We start from the raw sequence: 20055 nt of genomic DNA on the forward strand, positions 1-20055 counted from the left end.
CGCTGCGCTGGCATGTAGGGCTCCCGCTCGATCTGCCATGACGGATCCACGACCGCGGAAGTACGGCCGGGCGAGGCGCGAGGCCGGTCTTCGGACTTCCCAGGTAAGAGCCTGGGTCACCGCAGCGGGCCCTGTGCCGGATTCTCACCGGCTTCCCGATTCTCCCCGTGGCAGCTTCGCCGTGGGGCACCTCGAGCCTGCGGAAACCATAAGCCCCCGGTGGCCGGGCGCCCGGCAGGGGTGTTGGTAGCCTCCCGGGGCCAGTCAAGCTCCATGAGCAGTTGGAGTCAGGGAACCCGGTGAGAATCCGGGACTGACGCGCAGCGGTGAGGGTGACGGGCGGAACGTGTCCTTCGGGACGACCACTGGACCACAAGGTCCGGGAAGGTGTTCCGCACCGAGTGATCCCGAGTCCGAAGACCTGCTGGCCCTTGCGGTGACCACCGCGAGGTCATCGGCGGGCTTCGCGCAAGGGCCCCAGACCTCTGAGGACTCGTGTGACCCCTGTGCCTTCCCGTACCCAGCTCTCGCGCACCCGGGCCGACCGCTGCCCGGGCGTCACTCGCCCGTGGCCGGCCGCCGACGGAGCCCTGGTGCGGCTGCGCCTGGTGGGCGGCCGCCTCTCCCCCGCCCAGCTGCAGGCCGCCTCGGCCGTGGCGCAGACCCACGGCGACGGTGACCTGCACCTGACCGGGCGGGCGAACCTGCAGCTGCGCGGCCTGCCGCTGGCCGACGGGCGCCTGCCGGCGCCGGTGGTGGCCGCGGTGGAACGCACCGGGCTGCTGCCCTCCCGCGCGCACGACCGGGTGCGCAACCTGATGGTCTCGCCGCAGACCGGCCTGGCCGGTGGGCGCGCCGACCTGCGGGCCGTGGCCGCCCGGCTGGACCAGCTGATCTGCCTGGACCCCGACCTGGCCGAGCTGCCCGGGCGGTTCCTGTTCGTGCTGGACGACGGCCGCGGTGACCTCGCTGCCCGGCCCACCGACCTGGGCCTCGTGGCCCTGCATGCCAGTACCGCCCAGCTGCGGGTGGGCAGCCACCGGTGGGGTGCAATCGTCGCCCTCGCCGACGCCCCGCAGCACCTGGTGGTGCTGGCGCACGAGTTCCTCCGGGTGCGCGGGCACGGCGCCGACGCCCCGTGGCACGTGGACGAGCTGCCACAGCCGTTGACCGCCACCACGCTGCCGCACCCCCAGGTGGACGTCACCGCTGGACCGCTGGGCTACGGCCCCGTGCCCGGGGGCGTGCACGTGCCCGCCCCCGACGGCGTTCTCTCCCCGGAGCTGGTGTCCGAGCTGGTGCAGCTGGCCGGCGACGGCGACCTGGTGGTCACGCCGTGGCGCGGCGTGCTCGTCGCGGGGGTGACCCGATGATCGAGCTCCGCCGCCCCACCGGGCGCTACTCCTACGTCCACGACGGCCCGGCGATCTACGTCGACTCCTTCGCCACCATCCGCCGCGAGGCGGACCTGACCCAGGTACCTGCCGCAGCGGAGAAGCTGGCAGTGCGGATGATCCACGCCTGCGGCCAGGTGGACCTGACCGACGACCTGGTGATCCACCCGGACGCCGTGGCCACCGCCCGCGCCGCGCTCGCCGGGGGCGCCCCCATCCTGTGCGACGCGCGGATGGTGGCCATGGGCATCACCGCCGGTCGGCTGCCGGCCGGCAACCCGGTGCACTGCCTGCTGCAAGACCCCCGGGTGCCCGACCTCGCCCAACAGTGGGCCACCACCCGCACTGCCGCGGCGGTGTCGCTGTGGGAACCGCTGCTGGAGGGCGCGGTGGTCGCCATCGGCAACGCCCCCACCGCGCTGTTCCACCTGCTGGAGCTGCTCGTCGACGGCGGACCGCGCCCGGCCGTGATCATCGGCTGCCCGGTGGGGTTCATCGGCGCCGCGGAGTCCAAGGACGCGCTGGCTCGCTTCGCCGACGACCACGGCATCGACGTCCCCTACGTGACCGTCCGCGGGCGCCGCGGCGGATCGGCGATGGCCTCGGCCGCCGTCAACGCCCTGGCCCAGGAGGCGGAGTGAGCGCGGGCCTCGGCCGGTTCGCCGGCGTCGGCGTCGGGCCCGGGGACCCCGAGCTGATCACCCTCAAGGCGGCCCGGCTCATCCGTGACGCCGACGTGGTGGCCTTCCACGCCGGGGTGGGCAAGCAGTCCAACGCCCGGCGCATCGCCGCCGACCTCATCGCCCCCGGGGTGGTGGAGGAGGAGCTGCGCTACCCGGTGACCACCGGCGCCACCGCCCACCCGGGCGGGTACGCCGGGGCGATGGCGGAGTTCTACGCCGAGTCCGCCGCACGGCTGGCCGCGCACCTGGAGGCCGGCCGCGACGTGGTGCTGCTGGCCGAGGGCGACCCGTTCTTCTACGGCTCCTTCATGTACATGCACGACCGCCTGGCCGGGCGCTTTCCCACCGAGGTGGTGGCCGGGGTGCCCGCCTTCGCCGCCGCCACGGCGCTGGTGGCCGCTCCCCTGGTGCGCCAGACCGACGTGCTCACCGTGCTGCCCGGCACCCTGCCCGAGGCGGAGCTGGCGCGACGCCTGGCCGACACCGACGCCGCGGTGATCATGAAGCTGGGCCGCACGTTCCCGGCGGTGCGCCGGGCCCTGGAGCAGGCGGGGCGGCTGGAGCACGCGCTGTACGTGGAGCGGGCGTCCATGCCCAGCCAGCGCTGGCTGCCGGTGGCCGACGTCGACCCCGCGAGCGTCCCGTACTTCTCCATGATCGTGGTCCCTGGTGACACGCTGCAGGCCGATCCGCACGGACGGCGCGCAACCGCAACACCGTCCACACCGGACACTGCGGTGGCCGCCGAGGTCGTGGTGGTGGGGCTCGGGCCCGGACCGGAGCGCTGGCTCACCCCGGAGGCGGCGGCGGTGCTGGCCGAGGTGGACCACGTGGTCGGCTACGCGCCCTACGTCCACCGGGTGCCGCAGCGGGCCGGGCTGCAGCGGCACGCCTCGGGCAACACCGTGGAGGTGGACCGTGCCCGGTTCGCGCTGGACCTGGCCCGGGCCGGTGAGCGGGTGGCGGTGGTCTCCGGCGGGGACGCCGGGGTGTTCGGGATGGCCGCGGCGGTCTACGAGGCCGCCGACGATCCGGTGTACGCCGCGGTGCCCGTCCGGGTGGTGCCAGGGGTGAGCGCCGTGCAGGCGGTGGCCGCCCGGGCCGGGGCGCCGGTGGGGGCCGACTTCGCGGTGGTGAGCCTGTCCGACCGGCTCAAGCCGTGGCCAGTGGTGCAGCAGCGCCTGCAGGCGATCGCCGAGGCTGACCTGGTGCTCGCCGTCTACAACCCCGCGTCACGCTCCCGCACCCACCAGGTGGCCGACATGCAGGAGCTGCTGCTGCAGCACCGCAGCCCGGACACCGTGGTGGTGGTCGGCCGCGACGTCGGGCGCGCCGAGGAGTCGCTGGTGGTGACCACGCTGGGGCAGCTGGACCCGGCGAGCATCGACATGAAGTGCCTGCTCATCGTGGGCGCCACCCGCACGCGAGTGAGCGCCGGCGGGGCGGTCTGGACGCCGCGCTACGTGGACTGAGGATGCCCCTGCGAGCCGGGGTCACCCGAGGATGCGGTCGACGAGCTCGTTCACGACGGTGTCCACTGACAGGCCGGTGGCGAGCGGCACGGTGAGGTGGTCAAGCATGAGGCCATCGATGGCGTAGTGGAACAACGCGAGATCTGTTGCCCCTCCGGGCAGTCCGGCGTGCGCGTTGAAGGCGACGTCGTCGTCGAACGCACGCTGTCGCCACGCGCCGAGGGCTTTGGCGACGGTCGGGCGGCGCGCTGCTTCCAGTCGTAGCTCGAAGAGTGCGAGCGACACGTGCGGGTCAGCGCTGAGCCGCCGCACCACGTCGCGCACATAGTCGGCGAACAGCGACCGGTCCGGCGAACGACGTTCGAGCACAGCGAGAGTGCTGGGATCAGGAGTGAGCCGCTCTCCGATCCGGTCAACCAGTGCGGAGATGAGATCGTCGCGGGTCGGGAAGTAGTTGGAGGCGGTGCCCCGTGGCGTGCCCGCTGCCGCGTCGACGGCACGATGCGTGAGGCCACGTGCGCCCTCCTCGGCGAGAACGCGGATCCCGGCGTCGGCGAGTGACGAGCGTCGTTGGTCGTTGCGGGCCATGGAAGCACGATAGCCAAACCACGACGCCTGTTGTACTTTTTAACTACGACACACGTCGTGATGGGAGTCGCCGTGCGAGAGCTCGTCTACTACGTCGCCGTCAGCGTCGACGGGTACATCGCTGACCCATCGGGTGCCTTCGACGCCTTCCTCGTCGACGGCGACCATGCCTCGGTCGTGTTCGGCGACTACGCCGACGCGCTCCCGGCGCACGTGCACACCGCGCTCGGCACCGAGCCACCCAAGACGCGATTCGACACGGTGATCATGGGGTGGAAGACCCTCACCCCCGCGCTCGACGTCGGCATCGCCAGTCCCTACCCACACCTGCACCAGATCGTCGCGAGTCGACACCCACGCAACCTTGACCCGGCAATCACCCTCACCGATGATCCGCTCGCCACCGTTCGCGCCCAGAAGCAGCGAGACGGCTTGGACATCTGGCTCTGCGGCGGCGGAGAGCTCGCCGGCGCCCTGCTCCCCGAGATCGACCGCCTCGTGCTGAAGCGGAATCCCCTCGTCTTCGGGTCTGGGATCCCCCTGTTCGGCAACGCACCCTACGAGCCACGAACCTTCACCCTCACCGACACTCGCTCGTTCACGTCGGGCGTGGTGATCGAAGAGTACGTCTCCAACGCCGGAGCTTGACCGGCGCAATCGGGTTAAACACCTAGCCGGAGCTGCTGACCGTGTGCGAGCGCGCGAGCCGGAAGCCCACGTCGTCGAGCCGGGTGGTGGGGTGGTCGCGGCGGCGCACCGAGGCGCGGCAGCTCCAGGGCTCGTCGAACCAGCCGCCGCCGCGCAGCACCCGGTAGCCGCCGTACACCTGCACGTCGTAGAGGTCCCAGCACCACTCCCACACGTTGCCCAACATGTCGTGCAGCCCCCAGGCGTTGGGCTGCTTGCCGCCCACCGGGTGCGGCTGCTGGTCGGAGGTGCCGCGGTACCAGGCGATCTGGTCCAGCTCGCCGTAGCGCGGGCCCGTGGACCCGGCTCGGCACGCGTGCTCCCACTCGGCCTCGGTGGGTAGCCGGTAGCCGTCGGCGGCGGCGTCCAGCTCGACGTCCTCACCGTCGAGGCGGTAGGTGGCGTCGAGGCCCTCGCGGTGGGAGAGCAGGTTGCAGAACCGCACCGCGTCCAGCCACTACACCCCCTCCACGGGCATCGCGTCGCCGCACGTCGAGCTGGGGCGCTGATCGGTGACCCGCGCGTAGAGCTCCTGGGTGACCGGGAACTTCCCGAGGCGGTACGGGGCGAGCTCGACCAGCCAGCGTGACTGGGTGCGCCGGTCCGACAGGGTCAGCTGCCCGGCGGGCACGGCGATCAGGTCGGCGCTCGCGTCGAGGCTCATGACGGCGGACCGGCCGAGGGCGGACGGGTCCGCGCCGGGTCATACAGGTAGGACTCGCCACCGGAGGCCGGCTCCAGCGCCCGGCCCACCAGGATGATCGCGGCCTGGCGCAGCCCGGCGGCCTCCACCTGGTCGGCGATGTCGCCCACGGTGCCGCGCAGCACCAGCTCCTCGGGCTGGCTGGCGCGGTAGACCACCACCACCGGGCAGTCGGCGCCGTACTCCCCCGCCAGCTCGGCCATCACCGCACGGGTGCGGGCGATGGTCAGGTGCAGCACCAGGGTGGCCCGGGTGGCCGCAAACGCGCCCAGCGACTCGGTGTCGGGCATCGGGGTGGAGCGGGCCTGGGCGCGGGTGAGCACCACCGACTGCGCCACCAGCGGCACGGTCAGCTCCCGCCCCACCCGGGCCGCCGCGGCCGCGTACGCCGCCACCCCCGGCGTCACGTCCCACGACACCCCTGCCGCGTCCAGCCGGCGGGTCTGCTCGGCCAGCGCGGAGTACACCGATGGATCGCCCGAGGTCAGCCGCACCACGTCGTGACCACGCTCGTGCCCGGCCACCAGGTGCGCGGTGATGGCGTCGAGGTCGAGGTGCTGGGTGTCCACCAGCTCGGCGTCCTCGCGGCAGTGGCTGAGCACCTCGGCGTCGAGGTACGTGCCCGGGTAGAGCACCACGTCGGCGTCGGCGAGCATCCGCGCCGCACGCAGGGTGAGCAGGTCGGCGGCCCCGGGGCCGGCTCCGACGAAGTGCACGGTCACGACGGGTACTCCTCTGCGGCGGGGCGGGTCCAGGCCCACTGGGTGACGGTGCGGGCAGGGGTCCACCCGGTGAAGGTGCCCACCGGGGCGGCGTGCTCGATGGCCAGCCGGGTCAGCTCCCCGCCGTGGGTGGCGTGGGCCTGGGCGAGCACCGTCTCGGTCTGCAGGGTCACTCCGTGCACCACCAGCCGCCCGCCCGGGCGCAGCGCGGCCTGGCACCGCTCGAGCACGCCCGCCCGGGTGGCACCGCCGCCGACGAAGATCGCGTCCGGTGCGGACAGACCTTCCAGCGCGTCCGGCGCCCGAGCCTCGACCACCACCAGCCCCGGCACGCCGAGGCTCGCGGCGTTGCGCCGCACCCGTGCGGCCCGGTCGGGGTGGGACTCCACGGCGATGGTCCGGCACGTGGGGTGCGCCCGCATCCACTCGATGCCCACTGAGCCAGCGCCGGCCCCGACGTCCCACAGCAGCGCCCCGGGGTGCGGTACCAGGCGGGACAGCGCACTGGCCCGCAGGTCACGCTTGGTCAGCTGCCCGTCGTGCTCAAAATCGCTGTCCGGCAAGCCGGTTGCCCAGCTGGAGACCACCGGGCCGGCCAGCTGCAGTGCGATGACGTGCAGCCGCGGGGCCGGCCCGGACCACTGCTCGGCGGTGGCCTCGGTGCGGCTCTCGGTGGGTGCGCCCAGGTCACCGAGGACGGTCATCACCGACGCGCCGTAGCCGTGGGTGGTGAGCAGCGCCGCCAGCGCGGCCGGGGTGCGCTCGTCAGCGGAGAGCACCAGCACCCGGTGGCCGGGGGCCAGCTCGCGCAGCACCGCGTGCAGGTCGCGCCCCACCACGGTGACCACAGTGGTCGACTCCGCCGACCAGCCCATCCGGGCCCGGGCCAGCGACACCGAGGACACCGCCGGCAGCACCTGCACCCGCTCGGCCCCGAGCAGCTCCACCAGCGTGGTGGCGACGCCGGAGACCAGCGGATCACCGGAGGCCAGCGCCACCACCCGACGGCCGGCGTGCCGGGCCAGCAAGGCGGGTAGACCCGCGCGCAGCGGGGCCGGCCACGGCTCGCGCAGCGCGGTGACGTCGGAGGGCACCAACCCCAGGTGGCGGGCTCCGCCGAGCAGCACCTCGGCCTCGCGGACGCGGGCGCGGACCCCCTCCGCCAGGCTCTCCCAGCCGTCCGCGCCGACGCCCACCACCAGCAGCGGAGGCGTCGGCGGGTGACCCGCGCAACGGGGGGTGGGGGCAGGCATGGCGGCAGACGCTACCCTCACCCCACAGCCACGAGGTGCCCCGAGGTCCGACCCCGACAGGTCGGGTTGACGGGAGAATCTGGGAAGCCGGTGAGAGTCCGGCACAGGCCCGCTGCGGTGACCTGGACGAGGTGCGAACCGAGATCCAGGAAGTCCGAAGACCGGCCTTGTGGCTCCTATCCGATGGCGGACGAGCGGGAGCCTCCCATGCCACAGCACCAGCCTTTCGTGTACCCATTTTCCGCCCTGGTCGGGTCCGAGGACCTGCAGAACCTCCCCGACCTGGCCCTCGCGCTGGTGCTCAGCGCGGTCTCCCCGGAGATCGGCGGCGTGCTGGTGCGCGGGGAGAAGGGCACCGCCAAGTCCACTGCGGTCCGGGCCCTGGCGGGGGTGCTTCCGCCCATCGACGTCTGGTCCGGTGACCGGTTCTCCGCCGATCCGCACGATCCCGCCGCGGTGTCCCCGGACGGCGCGGGCGGCACCGTGCAGAGCCGGCCGGTGCGCCTGGTGGAGCTGCCCGTCGGGGCCACTGAGGACCGCCTCGTCGGCTCGCTGCACCTGGAGCGGGCGCTGGCCCAGGGTCGCGCGGAGTACGAGCCCGGCCTGCTGGCGCGCGCGCACCGCGGGATCCTCTACGTCGACGAGGTGAACCTGCTGCACGACCACCTGGTCGACCTGCTGCTCGACGCCGCCGCCACCGGACGGGCCACGGTGGAGCGCGACGGGGTGTCGCTGGCCCACGACGCCCGGTTCGTGCTGGTGGGCACCATGAACCCCGAGGAGGGCGAGCTCCGCCCACAGCTGCTCGACCGCTTCGGCCTGGCCGTGGACGTGGCCGCACCCCGCGAGGCCAAGGCCCGGGTGGCCGTGGTGCGCCGCCGCCTGGCCTTCGACGCCGACCCCGCCGGGTTCACCGCGTCCTACCAGCCGGCCGAGGACGCGCTGCGCGAGCGGATCCAGACCGCCCGAGAGCGGGTCCGTGCGGTGACGCTGACCGACTCCGCGCTGCTGGCCATCGCCGAGGTGTGCGCCGCTTTCGACGTGGACGGGCTGCGCGGCGACATCGTCACCGCCCGCACCGCCGTGGCCCACGCCGCCTGGTGCGGGCGCAGCGCCGTCACCCGGGAGGACATCCGCGCCGCAGCCCGCCTCGCCCTGCCACACCGGCGGCGGCGCACCCCCTTCGACTCCCCCGGCCTGGACACCGACCAGCTCGACCAACTGCTGGCGGAGAGCGACCCCGAGCCCGACCCGCCGACACCAGACGGCCCCGGTGACGGTGACGAGGCTGCGGATGACGGCCCCGCCCAAGCCCCGCAGGACAGCCACGACGCTGACACCGAGGCACCCGCCGGCGCTGCCCCCAGCACCGCCTCGGCGGGCACGCCGTACCGCTCCCGCCTCTTCGCCGTGGCCGGCACCGGCACCGATGCCGCGGGTCGCCGCAGTCGGGCCCTGACCAGCTCCGGTCGCCGGGTGGGGCGCCGCGCCGGCAGTGACGGCCCGCTGGACCTGCTGGGCGCCGTGCTCGCCGCGGTCCCCCACCAGGGTGCCCGCGGCCGCACCGAGGGCCGGCTGCGGCTGCAGCCGGCGGACCTGCGGGTGGCGGTGCGCGAGGGCCGGGAGTCCAACCTGGTGCTGTTCTGCGTGGACGCCTCCGGCTCGATGGCTGCGCGCAAGCGGATGGAGCAGGTGAAGACGGCCATCCTGTCCCTGCTGCTGGACGCCTACCAGCGCCGCGACAAGGTCGGGCTGGTCACGTTCTCCGGCAGCGGTGCTCAGCTGCTGCTGCCGCCCACCGGGTCCACCGACGCGGCCGCCGCCCGGCTGCAGACGATGCCCGCCGGTGGGCGCACCCCGCTGGCCGAGGGGTTGCTCGAGGCGGCCCGGGTGCTCGACGTCGAGGCGCGCCGCGACCCGGCCCGTCGCCCGCTGCTGGTGGTGGTCACCGACGGCCGCGCCACCGCCGGGGCCGACGCCGTGGCCCGCTCCCGCACGGCCGCCGATCGGCTGGCCGCCCGTGACGTCGCGAGCGTTGTCGTGGACTGCGAGAGCGGTGCGCTGCGCCTGGGACTGGCCGCTGTGCTGGCCCAGCACCTGCGCGCCGAGCACGTCTCGGTGGGCCGGGTGAGCGCGGACGTGCTCACCGGTCTCGCCCGCACCGCTGCCTGAGCGCAGCCACCATCTTCTTCCGACACCAGACGAGGTCACCCATGCCGCAAGGACAGCCCACCACCGTGCCCGACGACGGGCTCAGCACCCGCCAGCGCCGCAACCGGCCGCTGCTGATGGTCCACACCGGAGACGGGAAGGGGAAGTCCACCGCCGCGTTCGGCCTGGCCATCCGCTCCTGGAACCAGGGCTGGAACGTCGGGGTGTTCCAGTTCGTGAAGTCGGCCAAGTGGCGCATCGGCGAGCAGACCGTGCTGGAGCGGCTGGGCCGGCTGCACGAGGAGACCGGCGAGGGCGGGCCGGTGCAGTGGCACAAGATGGGCGCGGGCTGGTCGTGGAGCCGCAAGGCCGGCAGCGAGGACGACCACGCCGCCGCGGCCGCGGAGGGGTGGGCGGAGGTCAAGCGCCGCCTGGCCGCCCAGACCCACGACCTGTACGTCCTCGACGAGTTCACCTACCCGATGCAGTGGGGCTGGGTGGACGTCGACGACGTGGTGCAGACGCTGGCCAACCGGCCCGGCCACCAGTACGTGGTGGTCACCGGCCGCCGCGCCGATCCCCGCCTGGTGGAGGTGGCCGACCTGGTCACCGAGATGGCCAAGGTGAAGCACCCGATGGACGCCGGGCAGAAGGGTCAGCGGGGCATCGAGTGGTGAGCGCGCTGCCCCGGCTGGTGCTGGCCGCGCCCGGCACGGGGCAGGGCAAGACCACCGTGGCCACCGGGCTGATGGCCGCGCTCACCCGCGCCGGGCACGTGGTGAGCGGGCACAAGGTGGGCCCGGACTACATCGACCCCGGCTACCACGCGCTGGCCTGCGGGCGGCCCGGCCGCAACCTCGACCCGCACCTGGTGGGCGAGGGCCGGGTGGTCCCGCTGCTGCTGCACGGCGCTGCGGGGGCTGACGTGGCGGTGGTGGAGGGGGTGATGGGTCTGTTCGACGGGCGCAACGGCGGCCACGGCTTCGCCTCCACCGCCCACGTCGCCGCGCTGACCCGCACCCCGGTGGTGCTGGTGGTGGACATCTCCCGTGCCTCGCGCACCATCGCCGCCGTGGTGCACGGCCTGGCCACCTGGGACTCCGCCACGGAGGTCCGTGGCGTCATCCTGAACAAGGCCGGCTCCCCGCGGCACGCCGCGGAGGTGGCCGCCGCCATCGACCTGCCGGTGCTGGGCACGTTGCCCCGCGACCAGGCGGTGGCCGCCCCGTCGCGCCACCTCGGCCTGGTGCCCGCCGCGGAGCGGGAGCTCTCCGCCGCTGCCCTGGACCGGCTGGCCGAACAGATCACCGAGCACGTCGACCTCGACGCCGTGCTCGCCCTGGCCCGCACCGCCCCCGACCTGGACGCCCCGGCGTGGGACCCGGCGGCGGAGGTCACCGCAGCATCGGCGCGGCGGCCGGTGGTGGCGGTGGCCGGCGGGCGTGCGTTCACCTTCCGCTACACCGAGACTGACGAGCTGCTGGCCGCCGCCGGCTGCAAGGTGGTGCCCTTCGACCCGCTGGCCGACGCGGCGCTGCCCGCCGGGACCGCCGGGTTGTACCTGGGTGGCGGGTTCCCAGAGGTGCACGCCGCGGAGCTGTCGGCCAACGAGCCGCTGCGCCGGGCGATCGCCGCCGCCGTGGCCGACGGGGTGCCCACCGTGGCCGAGTGCGCCGGGTTGCTGTACCTCTCGCGCGCCCTGGACGAGCACCCGATGGCCGGGGTGCTGGACGCCGACGCGGCGATGACCGACCGGCTCACCCTGCGCTACCCGGTGGCGCGGGCCGCCACCGACTCGCTGCTCACCCGCGCCGGCGAGTGCGTCACCGGGCACGAGTTCCACCGCACCCACACCATCCCGCAGGCCGGGGATGCCCCGGCGTGGATCGTGGACGGCGTGGTGATCGGGCACACCGGGCCGACGCTGCACGCCTCCTACCTGCACACCCACTGGGCCGGGCACCCCCAGCTGGCGCAGCGCTTCGCCGACGCGGTGCACGCGCGGATGTGACCGGGGCAGCACTCCGAAGTTGTCAGGACTGCGGTCGGCTGAAGCCACGTGCATGAGAACGTGCACGGCGAACAGCCTCCACGGGGCAGTGCACTTCTCGAGCTGTGACGAGCAGATGCAAGGCCAGCGCTCCCCACAGTTGCCGTTGTGAACTGACAGTGAAGTGTGTACCTTTCTGATCGCTCAGGTTGGGAGCAACCCGCTTCGTGGCTAGATCCGTCCCCCCGCTGCCGGAAAATTGCTTGGACGACTTCTATCGAAAGGGTGGATGGGCGCTTCATGAGTCCGAACGGTTTACCCATGGGCATTGGCGCGGTAATTATTGGCGTTCTCATGATAATGTTCCGGCGCCCAATGGAGCGACACTCGGCGAACACGCTTGATGGCCGCCTCAGTGGTGCGGCCTACACGAGGGCCTGGATGGTCGTTGCCTGCCTCTTCTTGGCAGCCGGGCCGACCTTGGCCGTTGCCATTGGGATAATCGACAGATCTTGAGTCACCTGTGGTGGTGCTGGGCTGCCGGGTCGCACTGGTGCTCCTGCTTCGTGTTGCTGACGTCGACAAGATCGGCGACCCGACCGACATTGGCGGCGGAATGATCCTGCGCCTGGTCTACGCGCTGAGCGGCCTGGGCGTACTCCTCGTCGTGCACGACCTCCCCCGTCGCCGTCGGCAGTAGCCGGGGCTCGCTGTCGCACCCGACGACGATCCCCTCGGCCGCGACAGCGCAGGACGGAAACCCGATCCACGTGCAACAACTCTCTCAGGAGCACTGAACGATGAGCTTTCCAGCCTGGTCCATCCCAGCACTGATCGTCGCTGTCGCTGCATTGATCATCGTCTTCAGAAAACCCTATAGCAGGATGCTTGCGGACCATGCTAACAGTGCGCTAACCGTGCCACGCGCTTTCAAGAACAAGGACTCCGAGTTTTGGCTCAAGTTCACAGTTCTCGGCGCACTGGCAATGGCGGCAGTGGGAGTCGTGGCGCTCGTCATCTTCCGCAACCAGTAGCTCACGCCGCTCGCGTGCACTGCCCCCTGGATCAGGCCTTGGCGTAGACGGTGCCGCGGCGGATCAGCAGGGTGAAGGCGATGGTCAGCAGCCCACCGCCGATCATCAGCCCGCCCACCATGTTCAGACCGCTGATCGTGGGCGCGGCGCTGCCGGCGGCCGCGGCGGAGGAGGCCAGCAGCGTGGTGGCGATGGACGTGCCGATGCCTTGGCCCGCCATGCGCAGCACGGTGTTGGTGCCGGTCACCTCGCTGGTGTTGCCCTCGGGCACCGCCTCGACGATCAGGTTGGGCAGCGCGGTGTAGGCGAAGGCGGTGCCGATGGACACGGTGATCACCATCGCGACCATGCCGGCGACCGTCTCGTGCAGCACCAGCATCATCGCGCTGCTCAGGGTGAACAGCGCGGTGCCCAGCAGCATCGCCACCCGCGAGCCGACCGCCCGCGTGATGCGCCCGCTGAGCGGAGTACACACGAAGCCGAACATCGACCCGATGAAGCTCAGCCACCCAGCGTCGGTGGGTGAGATCCCCAGTCCGAACGGCGCGGTCGTCGGCGACTGCAGGATCATCGGGATGATCATCGTGGAGATGCCCAGCGGGCCGACGGCGATCGCCAGGGTCGCGCACATCGTCAGCGCGATCTTGCGGTCGGTGAACATCCGCACGTTGATGACCGGATCGGTCACCCGCAGCTCCCACTGCACCCAGAGGGCCAGCACGGCCAGGCCACCGACCACCAGGCCGAGGGTCTTGGGGTCGCTCCAGCCCCAGGCGCCGGACTTGTTGATGCCCAGCAGGATCGCCCCGATGGCCGGCGCGAACGCCAGGGTGCCGACGTAGTCCACCTGCTGCGTGGCGCCGGTCGGCCGGCGCCACGGCAGCACGAACCACACCAGCAGCAGGGACAGCACGGCGTAGACGGCGGCGACGACAAAGATCATGTGCCAGCTGGCGTGGTCGAGCATCAGGCCGGCCACCAGCAGCGAGGCCGAACCGGCGGCGACGGCGGAGCCAGAGATGATCGCGATGGCCACCGGCACCTTGGCGACGGGCAGGTGCTCCCGAGCCAGGCCGATGCACAGCGGGAGGATCGCGCCGGCGACGCCCTGGATGGCGCGGCCGATGATGATGCTGCTGATGCTGTCGCCGATCGCGCTGACGAACGAGCCGATGGCGGCGGCGGCCAGCAGGACGACGAGCACGCGCTCCCGGCCGTACATGTCCCCGAGGCGTCCGCAGACCGCGGCCGAGGCCGCAGCCACCAGCAGGAAGGCGGTGACGGCCCAGCCCACGGTGGCGGCGTCGCTGTCGAACTCCTCGATGAACGTGGGCAGCGCCGCGAACACCATCGACGTCTCGAACGCGCTGATGACCTCCACCGCCACCAGCACGGCGATGATCACCCACGCGGGGCGCTGTCGAGCGAAGCGGCCGCGCAGCGCCGGGGAGGTCTCGGTGCTGCTGCCAGCATGGTCGGCGGGCACGGGAGCGGGTGGTGGCAGCGTCACGGTGGTCCTTCGGCAGGGTGCGTGCGCACGTCAGCACAGCCGGGGCAGCAGCGCTGTCGGCCTGGGCGTCGTGCATGGTCGGATCTGCCGGCCGCCTTCGGCCGCGCGGCCAGCCGGCGGGCTGGCACAGATCGTGTTGTGGTGGTCGTCCTCAGGACGGTCGGTCGGAGGACGCGTGGTCGAGCTGCGCCGCCGTGGCGCCGACGTGAGCGAAGCTCCGCACGGTGCGGGTCACCGTGGGTGCATCAGGCCGGTGACCGTGGTCTGGCGCATGACGCCTGACGGTAGGGCGACCGCGGAGAGCCGGTCAAAAACCCTCATCCGCTGAGCGGGACGTCCCAGGTCCCCGAGGTTCGACGGCACGGGAGGTGCTGGACGAGCCAGCTGACCCGTACGATCGGAACCGGGCAATTCGCCCATAACGTGAGCTGGTTCGGGAACCAGGCGCGGCGCAGAGTCGTTGCGCTGTCGACCCTGCCCCACGACCTGAGAGAGACATGGACGCAGACAGTACGAACCCCCTTGTGCCGGCCACCAGTGCTGCGACAAGGGGGTGCAGAGCCTGATGTGGGTGTTGACACTGCTGCTGGGCGTCCTGGTGATCCTGGCCATCACCGCGGTCACGGGCTACTTCGTGGCCCAGGAGTTCGCGTACATGGCGGTCGACCGCTCCCGGCTGGGCGCGCGAGCCACCGCCGGAGACGCCGGCGCCCAGCGTGCCCTGGCGGTCACCAAGCGGACGTCCTTCATGCTCTCCGGCGCCCAGCTGGGCATCACCGTCACCGGGTTGCTGGTCGGCTACGTCGCCGAGCCGCTGGTCGGTGAGTCCATTGGTGACGCGCTCGGTGGAGTCTCGGTGCCCACCGGCGTGGGCATCGCGGTGGGCACGGTGCTGGCACTGGTGTTCTCCACGTTCATCCAGATGCTCTTCGGCGAGCTGTTCCCCAAGAACCTGGCCATCGCCCGGCCCGAACCGGTCGCGCTGTGGTTGGCTCGCTCCACCACCGTCTACCTGGCGGTCTTCGGGTGGCTCATCGCGATCTTCGACCAGGCCTCCAACCTGCTGCTGCGGGCGCTGCGGATCGAGCCGGTGCACGACCTGGAGCACTCCGCCACTGCCCGCGACCTCGAGCACATCGTGGCCGACTCCCGCCAGAGCGGGGACCTGCCGGGCGAGCTCTCCGTGCTCCTCGACCGCATCCTGGACTTCCCGGACCGCGACGCCGAGCACGCGATGGTCCCCCGCTCCCGGGTGGATGTCGTGCACGTCACCGATTCCCTCGCGCAGGTGCGCGCCCAGATGGCGAGCGGGCACTCCCGCTACCCGGTGCTCACCGACGACGAGCAGGTCGCCGGCGTGGTGCACCTGGTCGACGTGCTGAGCGCCACGCAGCCCGACTCCACCCCGGCCCGCGACTTCATGCGACCCGCGGTGGTGCTCCCGACCGCGATGAGCCTGCCCGACGCGCTGCGCGAGCTGACCGAGACCCGCAACCAGCTGGCCTGCGTGATCGACGAGTACGGCGGGTTCGCCGGCGTGCTCACCGCCGAGGACCTCGCCGAGGAGCTGGTGGGTGAGATCACCGACGAGCACGATCCCGCCACCCCCACCATCGTGCCGCGCGACGACGACGGCACGTGGGTGATGGCCGGCGACATCCACATCGACGAGGTGGAGCGCGCCATCGGCCGTGACCTGCCACGCGGTGACTACGAGACCATCGCCGGACTGGCCATCGACCAGCACGGCGCCCTGCCCGAGCCCGGGACGCGCATCGACGTCGAGCTGCCTCTGGATCCCGCCGACCTAGCCCTTGCCGACGATCCCGTGCCGGCCTGGTTGCGCGTCGAGGTGATCGAGATCGACCGGCACGTGCCGTCCCTGGTCCGCGTGGTCTTCCCGGCCGACCCAGCTGGGGAGGAAGACCGATGAGCAGCCCCTGGGTGATCGTCGCCGTCACCGTCGTCATCATCGCGCTCAGCGCGTTCTTCGTCGCCGTCGAGTTCGCGCTGCTCGCCGCCAAGCGGCACCGCCTGGAGGACGCCGCCGCCAACAGCCGCTCGGCCCGCGCCGCGCTGCGCAGCTCCACCGAGCTGACCGTGCTGCTGGCCGGCTCCCAGCTGGGCATCACCGCGTGCACCTTGGCGCTCGGCGCCATCACCAAGCCCGCGGTGCATCACTGGCTCACCCCTGCCTTCGAGTCGTGGGGGGCGCCGCTGTGGGTCGCCGACGTCGGCGGGTTCGTCCTGGCCCTGGTCATCGTGACGTTCCTGCACCTGGTGGTCGGTGAGATGGCCCCGAAGTCCTGGGCGATCGCCCACCCGGAGACCTCGGCCACCCTGCTGGCCATCCCGATGCGCGGCTTCATGTGGCTGACCCGTCCGCTGCTGACCGGGCTCAACAACATGGCCAACTGGTGCCTGCGCAAGGTGGGGGTGGAACCGACCGGCCAGGTCGAGTCGGGACAGAGCCCGGACGACCTGCGTCACCTGGTGGAGCACTCCGCCAACGTGGGAGCCCTGGACCCGTCGTACTTCGCCCAGCTCTCCGGCGCCCTGGACCTGCAGACGCTCACGGTGAGCGACCTGCTCACCGCCCCCGGCGCGCCCACCACGGTGCCGGTGGAGGCCACGGTCGCCGACGTGCAGACGGCCACCCGCTCCTCCGGGCACCTGCGCATCCTGGTGGGTGACCGACACACCGTGCACGGCGTGGTGCACGTGCGCGACACCCTCAACCAGCCCGTGGAGCGTCCCGTCGTCGAGCTCATGCGGCCGGTGTTCACCCTCGAGCCGCACACCCCGGTCTACGTGGCGCTGGCCTCGATGCGGGAGACCCGCAACCACCTGGCGGTGGTCACCGACGGCACGTCGGTGGCGGGGGTGATCACCCTCGCCGACGTGCTGGCCCGGCTGTTCCCACGCACCGTCGCGGCGGGGTGAGACGGGCGGTCACCGGGCGGCCGGGCTGCTGGCCAGCGTGAGGTCGCGGGCCAGCGCGGTGCTCGCGTGCAGGGTGTCCAGGCCGAGGGGCTGCGTGGCCAGCGCCCCCTCGTGCAGCACCAGGAGCTTCGTCGCCAGCTGATCGGGCTGGGTGCAGCCGGCCGCGGTGGCCAGGCGCTGGAAGAGGTTCAGCAGCCAGTGCTTCTGCTCGACGGCCAGGCGGTGCGCGGGGTGCGCCGGCTCGGGCAGCTCGGCGAGGGCGTTGATGAACGCGCAGCCACGGGAGCTCGTCGCGCTCCACTCCTGCAGGGCCACGAATGGCGCCGTCACCGCCGCCACCGGGTCGCCGGCGGCGGCGACAGTGTCCTCCACCAGCGCACGCCAGCGCTCCCCGCGGGCGGTGAGGTAGGCCAGCACCACGGTGTCCTTGGAGCCGAACTGGTTGTACAAGGTGCGCTTGGTGACGCCGGAGCGCTCCGCGATGAGGTCGACGCCCACAGCGGTGATGCCCCGGTTGTAGAAGAGGTCCTCGGCGGCCTCCACGATCCGCTGACCGGCCGGGGTCAGGGGTCGATCGGTCTCCATGTCGCGCTCCTTCACCGATCGGTATACCGTTGCCAGCGCAGTTCACCGATCAGTGTAGCGATGGAGGTTGGTCATGACGGTGCCCGAGACAGTGTCGGCGGCGGCAATGATGCAGGCGGTGCGGATCACGGCGCACGGTGGACCGGAGGTGCTGGAGGTCGTGCAGGTGCCGGTCCCGGCTCCGGCTGCGGGACAGGTGCTGGTGCAGGTTCGGGCGGTGGCCCTGAACAACACAGACCTGTGGACCCGCCAGGGCGCCTACGGGTTGCCCGGGGATCCGGACGCACTGGCGGGGTGGCGTGGGCCGGTCGACTTTCCGCGCATCCAGGGTGCCGACGTCGCGGGGGTGGTGACCGCCGCCGGTCCGGACGTCGCGGAAGACCTGGTGGGCCGTCGGGTAGTGATCGACCCCGCGCGCTACGACGCCGGGACGCCCGACGCGAACCCGGTGGGGTTGATGGGCAGCGAGTGGGACGGCGGGTACGCCGAGCACGTGCTCGCGCCGGCCCAGCGCATCCACGACGTGACCAGCTCCCCGCTCTCCGACGCCCAGCTGGCCGCGCTGCCCACCGCGTACGGCACGGCGCTGGGCATGATCGAGCGCGGTCGGGTGCGCGCGGGCGACACCGTGCTGGTCACCGGCGCCTCCGGTGGAGTGGGCCTCGCCGCGGTGCAGCTGGCCCGGGCCCGCGGCGCCACGGTGCTCGCCGTCAGCAGTGGCGCCAAGCTGGCGACCGTGCGCGAGGCCGGGGCCCACGAGGTGATCGACCGCGGCGCCGACGTGATCGACCAGGCGCGCGCCCTCGCCGCGGAGGGGATCGACGTGGTGCTGGACGTGGTGGCCGGTCAGCTGGTCGGCGAGGGGCTGCCCTTGCTGCGCGAGGGCGGCAGGTGGGTGATCGCCGGTGCCCTCGGCGGACACGAGGTGGCGTTCGACGTGCGCCGGCTCTACCTGCACAACATCCAGCTCATCGGCTCCAGCATGCACACGCCAGCGCACTTCGACCTGCTGATGGACATCGCGCGTGCCGGGCAGGTGCAGCCGGTGATCGCAGCGACCTTCCCGCTGGAGCAGGCAGCCCAGGCGCAGGAGGAGCTCGGCCAGCGCAACCACGTGGGAAAGATCGTGCTGCAGCCCTAGGTGTAGTGACCCGCTCCCCCACCTCTCGGTTGCTGATGACGCACGCGATCCCCTCGGCGTGTGCAGCAAGCCAGACTCGAGCACCGAGTCAAGCTCGGACCCCGCGCCGTGGGTCACGGGTACACCGGTGCTGCGCACGGACGTCGGCACGTTGGCGTCGGCAGCACGGCCCGGATCACCGGCTCCGCCTCAGCCATCACCTCGGTGGGCTTGCGGTAGTTGATGCTCAACGGCGCGACGTCCGCACGGGGCAGCCCGATCCGCGCCAAGCGTTGCTGCCACGACTCCGGGAACCCGTGCCGGGTCTGCGCGCGGTCGCCGACGATGGTGAGGCTGCGAGACGGGCAGCGCCGCAGCAGCATCTGCCACTCAGCGTCGGCCAGCTCCTGCGCCTCGTCCACCACCACGTGCGCGAACGGTCCGGCGTGCGGGTCACGCTCGGCGCGGGGCAGGGCCGCGTCGTCGACGAGCACGTCGCGCAGGTCCTCCCAACACATTCTGGCCAGGGCAGGACGTTTGCTGGAAACGCCCACGCCCCGGGCCGTTCCCCACCTAGGCTCGACGGCCATTGCCGGCGGAGAAGGTGACGACGAGGCGGGGTGCAGTGGACTACCCAAAGCTGGGGAAAGCGATCCGCAAGGCCAACTACGGGCCCCTGGGCGGCTACCTCCTCGCCGCGGTCGTGTTCGGTGCGCTCCGGGGTCCGAGCGAGCACATGCTCTTCGCGGGTGTGGTGGCGGCGCTCTTCACCGGCATCTCCATCACCCTCAAGTACCTCGAGGACGAGGAGTCACGACCCGGATCGCACCCCTCTGACCCCGAGGGCGAAGTGCAGTCCCCTCCCGCTTGCGGGCACGAGGAAGCCGGTGTGAATCCGGCGCAGTAGTGATGGTCGGGGTCGGAGTCGCGCTGCCGACGCACAGCGGTGATCCAGGCACGACGAGAGCTCGCACCGAGCTCGGAGCGCCACCGCGGCCGGGCACACCGCGCACCGCCGCCGTGTGTCTAGAGCGCGATGAAGAGCAGCACTGACAGCAGCAGCGCACCAGCGCTCAGCAGGACCAGGCTGGGTGAGTTCTGCCGACCTCGGGTGCTCTTGTAGACCAGGTTGGTCAGGGAAAACCCGATGCCGACCAGCAACAACCACCAGGCTGCGTCCTCCATGGGATTCCTACCTTCTCCGTGCACCGCTGGCGAAC

19 protein-coding genes, 2 pseudogenes and 3 riboswitches are annotated in these 20055 nt (G+C 72.3%); of the genes and pseudogenes, 13 read left to right on the forward strand and 8 right to left on the reverse strand.

All coding sequences use genetic code 11. From position 1 onward, the window contains the following. Positions 1-64: 64 nt before the first annotated feature. A riboswitch (cobalamin riboswitch) is annotated at positions 65-209 on the reverse strand. A gap of 35 nt (positions 210-244) precedes the next feature. Beyond that, positions 245-443: riboswitch (cobalamin riboswitch) on the forward strand. A gap of 54 nt (positions 444-497) precedes the next feature. From AC3YO9_RS11780 to AC3YO9_RS11790, 3 genes are read left to right on the forward strand one after another with little or no spacing between them, the layout of a single operon-like run. Then, positions 498-1373 carry a nitrite reductase gene (locus AC3YO9_RS11780; RefSeq protein ID WP_489983266.1) on the forward strand — a complete coding sequence of 292 codons (876 nt, stop codon included), beginning with the start codon at positions 498-500 and terminating at the stop codon, positions 1371-1373. Then, entirely contained in the window at positions 1370-2035 is a 666-nt protein-coding gene (locus AC3YO9_RS11785; protein ID WP_489983267.1) for a precorrin-8X methylmutase, read from the forward strand. The genes AC3YO9_RS11780 and AC3YO9_RS11785 overlap by 4 nt, the downstream gene beginning before the upstream one ends. Further along, positions 2032-3549 carry a precorrin-2 C(20)-methyltransferase gene (locus tag AC3YO9_RS11790; protein WP_489983268.1) on the forward strand — a complete coding sequence of 506 codons (1518 nt, stop codon included), beginning with the start codon at positions 2032-2034 and terminating at the stop codon, positions 3547-3549. The genes AC3YO9_RS11785 and AC3YO9_RS11790 overlap by 4 nt, the downstream gene beginning before the upstream one ends. A gap of 21 nt (positions 3550-3570) precedes the next feature. Here AC3YO9_RS11790 and AC3YO9_RS11795 read toward each other — a convergent pair whose 3' ends face one another. After that, the gene (locus AC3YO9_RS11795; RefSeq protein ID WP_489983269.1) at positions 3571-4137 is read right to left on the reverse strand and encodes a TetR/AcrR family transcriptional regulator; all 567 of its coding nucleotides are present in this window, start codon (positions 4135-4137) and stop codon (positions 3571-3573) included. A 72-nt stretch (positions 4138-4209) separates the two neighbouring features. Between AC3YO9_RS11795 and AC3YO9_RS11800 the strand changes: the two genes are divergently transcribed. Then, positions 4210-4785, forward strand: a complete 576-nt coding sequence (locus tag AC3YO9_RS11800) for a dihydrofolate reductase family protein (RefSeq protein WP_489983270.1) — start codon at positions 4210-4212, stop codon at positions 4783-4785. Between the two features lie 22 nt (positions 4786-4807). Here the strand turns inward: AC3YO9_RS11800 and AC3YO9_RS11805 are convergent. The 3 genes and pseudogenes from AC3YO9_RS11805 to cbiE form a co-directional block, all read right to left on the reverse strand. After that, positions 4808-5464 (reverse strand): annotated as a pseudogene (locus AC3YO9_RS11805) (formylglycine-generating enzyme family protein). Positions 5465-5484: 20 nt separating this feature from the next. After that, on the reverse strand, positions 5485-6249 hold the full coding sequence (cobM, locus tag AC3YO9_RS11810) for a precorrin-4 C(11)-methyltransferase (protein ID WP_489983271.1): 765 nt from the start codon (positions 6247-6249) through the stop codon (positions 5485-5487). Then, positions 6246-7502, reverse strand: coding sequence for a precorrin-6y C5,15-methyltransferase (decarboxylating) subunit CbiE (gene cbiE / locus AC3YO9_RS11815; RefSeq protein ID WP_489983272.1), 1257 nt, complete (start codon positions 7500-7502; stop codon positions 6246-6248). The genes cobM and cbiE overlap by 4 nt, the downstream gene beginning before the upstream one ends. Before the next feature lie 26 nt (positions 7503-7528). Further along, a riboswitch (cobalamin riboswitch) is annotated at positions 7529-7686 on the forward strand. Between the two features lie 23 nt (positions 7687-7709). Here cbiE and AC3YO9_RS11820 point away from each other — a divergent pair. The 5 genes from AC3YO9_RS11820 (at position 7710) to AC3YO9_RS11840 (ending at position 12677) form a co-directional block, all read left to right on the forward strand. Beyond that, a complete protein-coding gene (locus AC3YO9_RS11820) occupies positions 7710-9674 on the forward strand; it encodes a VWA domain-containing protein (protein WP_489983273.1) in 1965 nt (654 codons plus the stop codon). Between the two features lie 41 nt (positions 9675-9715). Further along, a complete protein-coding gene (gene cobO / locus AC3YO9_RS11825; protein ID WP_489983274.1) occupies positions 9716-10330 on the forward strand; it encodes a cob(I)yrinic acid a,c-diamide adenosyltransferase in 615 nt (204 codons plus the stop codon). After that, positions 10327-11664, forward strand: coding sequence for a cobyrinic acid a,c-diamide synthase CobB (locus AC3YO9_RS11830; RefSeq protein ID WP_489983275.1), 1338 nt, complete (start codon positions 10327-10329; stop codon positions 11662-11664). The genes cobO and AC3YO9_RS11830 overlap by 4 nt, the downstream gene beginning before the upstream one ends. A gap of 502 nt (positions 11665-12166) precedes the next feature. Beyond that, the gene (locus AC3YO9_RS11835; protein ID WP_489983276.1) at positions 12167-12343 is read left to right on the forward strand and encodes a hypothetical protein; all 177 of its coding nucleotides are present in this window, start codon (positions 12167-12169) and stop codon (positions 12341-12343) included. Between the two features lie 100 nt (positions 12344-12443). Further along, the gene (locus AC3YO9_RS11840) at positions 12444-12677 is read left to right on the forward strand and encodes a hypothetical protein (protein ID WP_489983277.1); all 234 of its coding nucleotides are present in this window, start codon (positions 12444-12446) and stop codon (positions 12675-12677) included. A gap of 31 nt (positions 12678-12708) precedes the next feature. Here the strand turns inward: AC3YO9_RS11840 and AC3YO9_RS11845 are convergent, their stop codons facing one another. Beyond that, complete coding sequence (locus tag AC3YO9_RS11845; RefSeq protein ID WP_127784754.1) at positions 12709-14082, reverse strand: MFS transporter; 1374 nt, start codon at positions 14080-14082, stop codon at positions 12709-12711. Between the two features lie 667 nt (positions 14083-14749). Between AC3YO9_RS11845 and AC3YO9_RS11850 the strand changes: the two genes are divergently transcribed. Together AC3YO9_RS11850 and AC3YO9_RS11855 are read left to right on the forward strand one after the other, a co-directional pair. Further along, the gene (locus AC3YO9_RS11850) at positions 14750-16120 is read left to right on the forward strand and encodes a hemolysin family protein (RefSeq protein ID WP_489983477.1); all 1371 of its coding nucleotides are present in this window, start codon (positions 14750-14752) and stop codon (positions 16118-16120) included. Further along, positions 16117-17130 (forward strand): hemolysin family protein, encoded by a 1014-nt coding sequence (locus AC3YO9_RS11855; protein ID WP_489983278.1) that lies wholly within the window; start codon positions 16117-16119, stop codon positions 17128-17130. Before AC3YO9_RS11850 ends, AC3YO9_RS11855 begins: the two co-directional genes overlap by 4 nt. 9 nt (positions 17131-17139) lie before the next feature. On the opposite strand, the gene AC3YO9_RS11860 is transcribed toward AC3YO9_RS11855, so the two are convergent. Further along, positions 17140-17715 (reverse strand): TetR/AcrR family transcriptional regulator, encoded by a 576-nt coding sequence (locus tag AC3YO9_RS11860; protein ID WP_489983279.1) that lies wholly within the window; start codon positions 17713-17715, stop codon positions 17140-17142. Between the two features lie 73 nt (positions 17716-17788). Between AC3YO9_RS11860 and AC3YO9_RS11865 the strand changes: the two genes are divergently transcribed. Then, on the forward strand, positions 17789-18856 hold the full coding sequence (locus AC3YO9_RS11865; RefSeq protein ID WP_489983280.1) for a zinc-binding dehydrogenase: 1068 nt from the start codon (positions 17789-17791) through the stop codon (positions 18854-18856). 28 nt (positions 18857-18884) lie between these two features. On the opposite strand, the pseudogene AC3YO9_RS11870 reads toward AC3YO9_RS11865, so the two are convergent. Then, positions 18885-19344, reverse strand: a pseudogene (locus AC3YO9_RS11870) (AAA family ATPase); the annotation flags it as partial. Positions 19345-19460: 116 nt separating this feature from the next. Here AC3YO9_RS11870 and AC3YO9_RS11875 point away from each other — a divergent pair. Next, positions 19461-19742 carry a hypothetical protein gene (locus AC3YO9_RS11875; protein ID WP_489983281.1) on the forward strand — a complete coding sequence of 94 codons (282 nt, stop codon included), beginning with the start codon at positions 19461-19463 and terminating at the stop codon, positions 19740-19742. A gap of 119 nt (positions 19743-19861) precedes the next feature. Here the strand turns inward: AC3YO9_RS11875 and AC3YO9_RS11880 are convergent, their stop codons facing one another. Further along, positions 19862-20020, reverse strand: a complete 159-nt coding sequence (locus AC3YO9_RS11880; RefSeq protein ID WP_489983282.1) for a hypothetical protein — start codon at positions 20018-20020, stop codon at positions 19862-19864. Positions 20021-20055: the final 35 nt, after the last annotated feature.

The organism is Rhodococcus sp. Z6_132 (assembly GCF_058133635.1).